Below are 2325 nucleotides of genomic sequence, written 5' to 3'. Positions count from 1 at the left end.
GTGTGCATAGTGGAGAGTTTAATGAGCGATTTCGACAAGTGGCTAAAAAAACATCGGCCGGACTGCCCGGAACTTGATCGCCCTCTCAAGGGTTCCATTGCCCATTTTGTATTGATTTGGAGTTTTTTCGAGCAACAGATCATCGGTCCAGCAGACACACGACTATTCGCAAAGAACGTGTCAGCTGGTAAGTCGCATGATGTTAGTAATTTTGATCGGATCGAGGAAGCGGCGGCTAACGGACTGAACGACTTCACCAGGACGCAGGAATTTACGGAAGCTTTCAGTTATTTCAGTAATCGGCACCTCGAAGGAGCCAATATTTCGCCGTATTTAGAAGAGCTAACGCGGGAGGCGGTAAACTCCACGAACCGTATCGAGCAAGTATTCAGAGATGATCCAGACGACTATACCCAACGGATTGCCGCATTACTGCATATTGCTTATTGCCTGAGAACGAACCTCATTCATGGGTTCAAATGGCATTCCGGCCTTGTTGGTCAGGAGGCCAATTTAAACCGTGCGTCGCTGGTATTGATGCTTGCTGTTGACCATCCGAAAGCCTCCGCTGAAGTTTAGTATTTCCCCAATTTCAACCGCCAAATTCGGGCAAAATGAACCAAAAACAGGCCGCGACCCTCTGGTGGCCGTTTTTGCTATAAAAATAAGGGGTTTTAGCTCGTTTTCAGCCCGAAAATTCTTCCAGGGCACTCTATAGGAGAGAAGAACACGATTATGCACCCGGTGCCAGCCCCTCATAAACGGTCTAATCAGCCGTCTCCTGATATAGGGCGCGTGGCTAAGCCGGGAGCATCAATGATGGGAGATAACCATCAATGGAAACCAATAATAATCCAACTGCTGGAGCGGAGGTAACAGAGCAAGTTCAACGTCTAGCCAAGGCCTATGGCGATCAGATCGTTCGGAGAGACAACAAGTTCTTCGATGTGGAGAATCTGAGTGTTCCACTGTCGCGCAACGATGTGGAGCGGATGATCCTGAACCGGGTACGGGACGAGCATCCCGAAGTTCCACTGAGCAACGACTTGGTTAAAGGCTTATTCAAGCTGCTGATCGAAACGCAACATACTGACGCCGACCGGTCGTTTCAGGTCTGGAACGGAACGGCAATCTGTGAGGCCGGGAACTCTAACCGACTGATACGGTCGCGTGGAGCAGTCGCAGCCAATACATGGGTCGAACCTGAATATCGTCAACTCAGGATCAATTCCGCTGAACTTGGCACCATCGGACAATTCTTCGATGAGTTCTTTCAGCTTGATCACGACCGTGAGCAGTTCCTGAACTGGTTAGCATGGAGCCTCCAGAACGAGGGGGAAAAGCCTGCTTGGGCTCCATTCCTGTACTCGCGGGGAAGAGGTACTGGGAAAAGTACAACGGCACGCATTCTGACCGAACTCTTCGGCAATCAGAATACCGTCGTTCCAAATAACGTCAGCAAGCTCACGCAGCAGTTCAACGCCACGGTTCTGACAAGCAAGCTTGTGGTTTGTGAGGAAACCCAGATCAAGCCGGGGTCGCCGCAGGAAAACGCAATCAAAACCTTCATCACGGACCCCTACGTTCTGATAGAGCGGAAAGGGATTGAAGCTGAACGTGCAAAGCAGTCGTGCTGCTTCTTGTTCACCTCGAACATCTGGCCGTCTTGGATCGGTGAGGGTGAGCGCCGTTACCTCGTAATGGACGTAAACCACGACGGACGATCAGGGGGCTCTCGTGCCAATGAGTTTTCGATCCTTGTCGGTCAGGTTCATCAGTTCCTGGATGATCCGGCGAACGTGGCTTGTGTCTATAACGCCTTGATGCAGAGACAACTGCCGGAAGGTTTCAGCGCCAAGAGCCTTAACATCGCCGACCATCAGACACCGACCATGGAACGCCTGCACCAGACCAGCCGTGACACCATTGTTGATCGGTTGGAGGAAGAACTGAATGCTAGCGGGCTCGTCGCTCTCCCTGAAGCGGGAGTGGTTGAGTTCGTCCAGACGCATCTCAAAGGAAACATCAACCAAACCAAGCACCTCATGGATGAGCTCGATTGGCGGAAGACAAAGGCCAAGTGGGGTGGCAAAGACTATCAACGCGCGATTTGGGTTAAGTCCGGCTATTGGATCGAGCGGGGTAAAATCCATGGTCCTGACTTGGAGCCAGTGAGCATCAACGATCACATTGCTGGTGATACCCGGTTCGCCGAAGTGGAGATCATATGATGGATGGTCAGCACTTCTTTTTGAGAGACGACTGCGAGATCTGGCTTAAGGACATCATGGATAATCACTACGAGGAGGCCCTTTCGAGGGCCAA

Annotated in this window: 2 protein-coding genes; both read left to right on the top strand. The window is 51.3% G+C overall.

Going from position 1 to position 2325, the window contains the following annotated elements; all coding sequences use genetic code 11:
* The first annotated feature begins 21 nt into the window (after positions 1 to 21).
* On the top strand, positions 22 to 579 hold the full coding sequence (locus ACR0DG_RS21400; RefSeq protein ID WP_480700554.1) for a hypothetical protein: 558 nt from the start codon (positions 22 to 24) through the stop codon (positions 577 to 579).
* 257 nt (positions 580 to 836) lie between these two features.
* Positions 837 to 2231 (top strand): primase-helicase family protein, encoded by a 1395-nt coding sequence (locus tag ACR0DG_RS21395; protein WP_480700556.1) that lies wholly within the window; start codon positions 837 to 839, stop codon positions 2229 to 2231.
* Positions 2232 to 2325: the final 94 nt, after the last annotated feature.

It is taken from the genome of Ruegeria sp. BG8 (assembly GCF_056538325.1).
The sequence above is the reverse complement of the archived record's forward strand: the minus strand, read 5'-3'. Positions and strand labels throughout refer to the sequence as shown.